Source organism: Actinomadura sp. HBU206391 (genome assembly GCF_014323665.1).
GTDB lineage: Bacteria > Actinomycetota > Actinomycetes > Streptosporangiales > Streptosporangiaceae > Actinomadura_C.
In genome coordinates this window covers 1-4518 of sequence record NZ_JABVEB010000361.1, presented here as the reverse complement: position 1 = coordinate 4518, position 4518 = coordinate 1, and the positions used below count along the sequence as shown (strand labels likewise).

The window sequence follows — 4518 nt, the reverse complement described above, 5'->3', positions numbered from 1 at the left end:
ATCTCGTGATACGGCTTGCGCCGCGAGGTCAGGATGATCCGAAGCCCGCCGGCCTCGATCACGACGATGTCGCCGCCGACCGGGTCGTCCCGCCGTACCGAGTACACGGTGCCCGAGAGCGGCACCGGTCCGGCGGGGCCAGAGTCGATCTTCCCGCCCGCCTGTACGGTGACGTGCGCGCCCTCGCCCGCCGTGACCGCTTCGGCGACCGCGTCCGGATCGACGATGCTCGCGTAGATCGCGCTCACCGCGCCGGAGCGGAGTTCGTCCACTTCGAGCAGACGGCCCAGCGTGGCGGATACGTCGCCGGCGCCGCCCGCGGTCGGGTTGTCCCCGGAGTCGCTGATCAGGAACGGCCGGGCGACTCCCGCGATCGCCGCTTCGAGGCATTCGTCGAGCGTTCCCGTAGGGGCGACGAACTCGAACTCGCCGCGGACCCGCCAGTACTCCTCCGCGAGTTCGCGCGCCTGCTCGGTGATCAGCGCCGCGTCGTCGCCGGTGACCACGACGGCGGCGCGGCAGCGCGGCTCGTCGGCCCAGGCGTAACCCACCCAGATCGCGGCGTCGAGAACGCCGGGCAGCGCCTCCACCTCGGGAATGCGGCCGTAGAGGCTCTTGGCCGGCTCGATCCGGGTGCTGGTCTTCTCGCCGGGCAGCAGCACCGGTACCTGCACCCACGCCTTGAGCGGCCGGCCGCCGTCGCGCAGCCGGGCCACGAGGTTGCGGGCCGCGCGTTCGCGTGACTCCCAGGCGTCCTCGTGCGGCGCCATGCGATAGCAGGTGATCAGGTCGACCGCCGCCGCGAGCTCGCGCGAGACGTTGCCGTGCAGGTCCATCGACGTGGAGATCAGCGTGTCCGGGCCGACCGCGGCCCGGACGGCGGCGGCCAGACCGGCCTCGGCGTCGGTACGGCCGGCCACACTCATCGCGCCGTGGATGTCGAAGAACAGCCCGTCCAGCGGGCCGGCCGTGTTGGCACGTTCCACGATCTCGGCTTCGAGCGCGTCGTACACCTCCGGTTCGACGGCACCGCCCGGCAGCGAGACCGCGTGCAGGAGCGGAACCCACTCCACCCCCGCGCACCACGGGCGCGGCTCCCGGATCCACGGGTAGCGGGCCAGCAGCGCGCCATCACGGGTGACGGTGAAGTCCGGCAGCCGGGTGCGATGCGGCGAGAAGGTGCTCGACTCGATCGCGATGCCGGCGATGCCGATGCGCAGTGTTGTCACGGCAGATCCTTGTTCTCTTCCGTACGGTCAGGACGCGGCCAGGGCCAGACCCTGGTCGATGGCGAGCCGGCCGATGCCGAGCAGCCCGGCGTCGGGCCCGGCGGCGCTCTCGCCGATGTCGAGGTCCTGGGTGGTGAGCGGCAGGCAGCGTTCGTACAGGACGCCACGCGCGGCGGCGATGAACAGATCGCAGCCGGCCAGGGCGCCGCCGAGGATGACCGCCTGCGGGTTGAAGAAGTTCACGACCGTGGCGAGCACCTCACCGAGTTGCCGGCCGGCGAAGCGCAGGTTCGTGGTGACGATCGGGTTACCGTCCCGCGCCAGGCGAACGAGGTCCGCGGTGTTCTCCACGGTGCCGCCGTCGCGTCGCACCGCGGCTACGAGCGCCGCACCGCTGGCGATGGTCTCGAGGCAGCCGAAGTTCCCGCAGCTGCACGGCTGGTCGCCGCCCGCCGGAACGCGGATATGGCTGATGTCGCCGGCGATGCCGCGCGCGCCGCGGTGCAGGCGGCCGTCGCCGACCACCGCCGCGCCGACCCCGGTGCCGGCCTTGACGAAGACGAAGTCGCGCAGCTCGGGGCCGCGTGCGACGGCCTCTCCCATCGCCATCAGGTTGGCGTCGTTCTCCACGACGAGCGGCGAGTCGAACCGCTCGGCCAGCCACTGTCGCACCGAGAAACCACTCCAACCCGGCATCCGGGACGGGCCGACCACCACGCCGTCGAGGCCCACCGGCCCGGGCAGGCCGATCCCCGTGCCCAGCACCGGCCGCCCGGCCCGCAGCTCGTCGAGGGCGTCCCCGATCTGTTCCAGGACCGGCTCGGGGCCCGCCGCGATGTCGAGGGTGATGTCCTTGATGGTCTGCGGCCGCCCGGAGCCGTCCATGGCGGCGATCCGAGCGTGATGCCCACCGAGATCGGCGCCGAGGATGACGGCGTCCCCGCTGCGGACGCTCAGCAGGCGAGGCCGCCGGCCGCCCCGCGACCGTCCCTCCCCTGATTCCTCGAGGAGGCCGGAGTCGATCAGCTCCTGAACATGGGCCGAGACCGTCGAGGGTGCCCATCCGAGCAGGCGTGAGAGCTCCGCTCGCGAGGTGGCCTGTCCTGATGCGACGAGCCCCATGATCTGCGCGGCCGACACGGTGGCTCCCTCACTCCTGTGATCCACGATCGCCGCGGCGCTGATCAACGTCGACCGAATCATCTATGAACTTACTTCGATGCCGAACATTAACACGCCGACTTGCTGGAAGATAGCAAGTCCGGATCACCGCCGTCCACCAGCTGTAGGCGTTAAGGGCGCGTCACAGCCATCTTTACGTCGGGCGTGTGACGTTACTTACTTCGATTCGAAGTTGTTCTTGTTCGAAGTAGCGATGTATCGTCACGCCAACATTGCTCAACTTCGTGGACGGAACCGGCCCGGATGTCCGTCCCTCTCGTCAGGAGCACGATGAAGAGACCACTGCCTTCATTCTTGGCGGCCGCTCGCACGCCGATCGTGGTGCTCGGCCTGGCCGCGACCCTTCTGGCGGCCGGATGTTCCACCGGCGATCAGGGGTCGTCCGAGAGCGGAGGCACGCCGCAGAAGGGTGGCTCGGTCACCTTCGCGCTGCCGCCGAACTCCACGCCGAACTGGATCTTCCCGATCGGCATGCCCGGTCACCTGGCCGGCTACAACTCGGCCCTCCGCCAGGAGGTCTTCCTCCCCCTGTACTCCTACAACGGGTCGAGCGGGACCGTGGCGCTGGACGAGAAGGCCGGCTCCGCCGAGAAGCCGGTGTACTCGGAAGACGGCAAGACGGTCACCATCACGCTGAAGGACCGCACCTGGGCCAACGGCAAGAAGGTCACCAGCCGGGACGTGGAGTTCTGGTTCAACCTGGTCAAGGCCAACAAGGACCAGTGGGGCAACTACAACGCCGGTGACTTGCCGGACAACGTCGCCAAGTTCACGACCGTGAGCGACAAGCAGTTCAAGCTCGAGCTGACCAAGGTCTACAACCCCGACTGGTTCACGGCCAACCAGCTCACCTACGTCACGCCGATGCCGCAGGCGGCCTGGGACATCGAGTCGGCGGGCGGCCGGCCCGGTGACTACGACCGCACCCCGGCCGGCGCCAAGAAGGTCTTCAAGTACCTGATCGGCGAGGCGGGCAAGCTGTCGGAGTACGCGACCAACCCGCTGTGGAAGGTGGCCAACGGGCCGTTCACGGTCAAGGAGTTCACCACCACCGGCCAGGTCACGCTCGCCAAGAACGACAAGTACACCGGCGACGACCCGGCGCACCTGGACAGCATCACCTTCAAGCCGTTCACCTCGGCCCAGGCCGAGCTGAACGTCCTGCGCTCCGGCGGCGTCGACTACGGCTACATGCCGGCGCTGGCCCTCTCGCAGCAGAAGACGATCGAGAACAACGGCTACCAGGTCAAGCCCTGGAACGGCTGGGCCATCAGCTACATCCCGTACAACTTCAACAACCCCGACATGGGCCCGGCGTTCAAGCAGCTGTACATCCGGCAGGCCGTGCAGATGTCGGTGGACCAGGCGACGATCTCCCGGGTCATCTGGCACGGCCAGGCCGCTCCCGGCTACGGCCCGGTCCCCCAGCAGGACTCGCCCTACCTCTCGGACACGCAGAAGAACAACCCCTACCCGTTCGACACGAACAAGGCCAAGGCCCTGCTCACCTCGCACGGCTGGACGATCGAGAACGGCGTGGCCAAGTGCACGAAGCCGGGTACGGGCGCCGACCAGTGCGGTGACGGCGTCAAGGCGGGCACGCAGCTGAAGTTCCAGCTGCTGACCCAGAGCGGCAGCACCGAGACCGACAACATGATGCAGGAGCTGCAGTCGTCGCTGTCGAAGATCGGGATCAGCCTGTCGATCAAGTCCGAGCCGCTGAACTCGGTGCTCGACCACACGCCGGTGTGCAAGCCGAGCGAGTCGACGTGCGACTGGCAGCTCTCCTGGTTCGGCACGCAGGGCAGCTGGTACTTCCCGGCGTACCCGAGCGGTGAGCAGATCTTCTCGGTCAAGGGCGGCGCCAACTTCGGCGGCTACTCCAACCCGACGGCGGACGAGTTGATCAAGAAGTCGACCAGCGAGACCGCACCCACGGCGCTGCGGGACTACAGCGACCTCCTGGCCAAGGACCTGCCGGTGATCTGGATGCCGAACCCCGCCTACCAGGTGTCGGCGATCAAGAAGAACCTGCAGGGCGTGACCCAGGACCCGCTGGTCTTCCTGCAGGCACAGCGCTGGTACCTCACCAAGTAAGCGACGACTC

Annotated in this window: 3 protein-coding genes; 1 reads left to right on the top strand and 2 read right to left on the bottom strand. The window is 68.5% G+C overall.

Going from position 1 to position 4518, the window contains the following annotated elements:
- Both HKK72_RS36345 and HKK72_RS36340 read right to left on the bottom strand, forming a co-directional pair.
- Positions 1 to 1229 (bottom strand): M81 family metallopeptidase (locus tag HKK72_RS36345; RefSeq protein ID WP_187238930.1); only part of this gene is annotated, 1229 nt, incomplete at its 3' end.
- Between the two features lie 27 nt (positions 1230 to 1256).
- A complete protein-coding gene (locus HKK72_RS36340; protein ID WP_315987626.1) occupies positions 1257 to 2369 on the bottom strand; it encodes an ROK family transcriptional regulator in 1113 nt (370 codons plus the stop codon).
- A 312-nt stretch (positions 2370 to 2681) separates the two neighbouring features.
- On the opposite strand from HKK72_RS36340, the gene HKK72_RS36335 reads away from it, so the two are divergent.
- On the top strand, positions 2682 to 4508 hold the full coding sequence (locus tag HKK72_RS36335; protein WP_187238928.1) for a peptide ABC transporter substrate-binding protein: 1827 nt from the start codon (positions 2682 to 2684) through the stop codon (positions 4506 to 4508).
- Positions 4509 to 4518 lie beyond the last annotated feature (10 nt).

Excerpts from the sequence above, each read along its gene's own strand:
- HKK72_RS36335 (WP_187238928.1), top strand. The coding sequence starts at position 2,682 with ATGAAGAGACCACTGCCTTCATTCTTGGCGGCCGCTCGCACGCCGATC.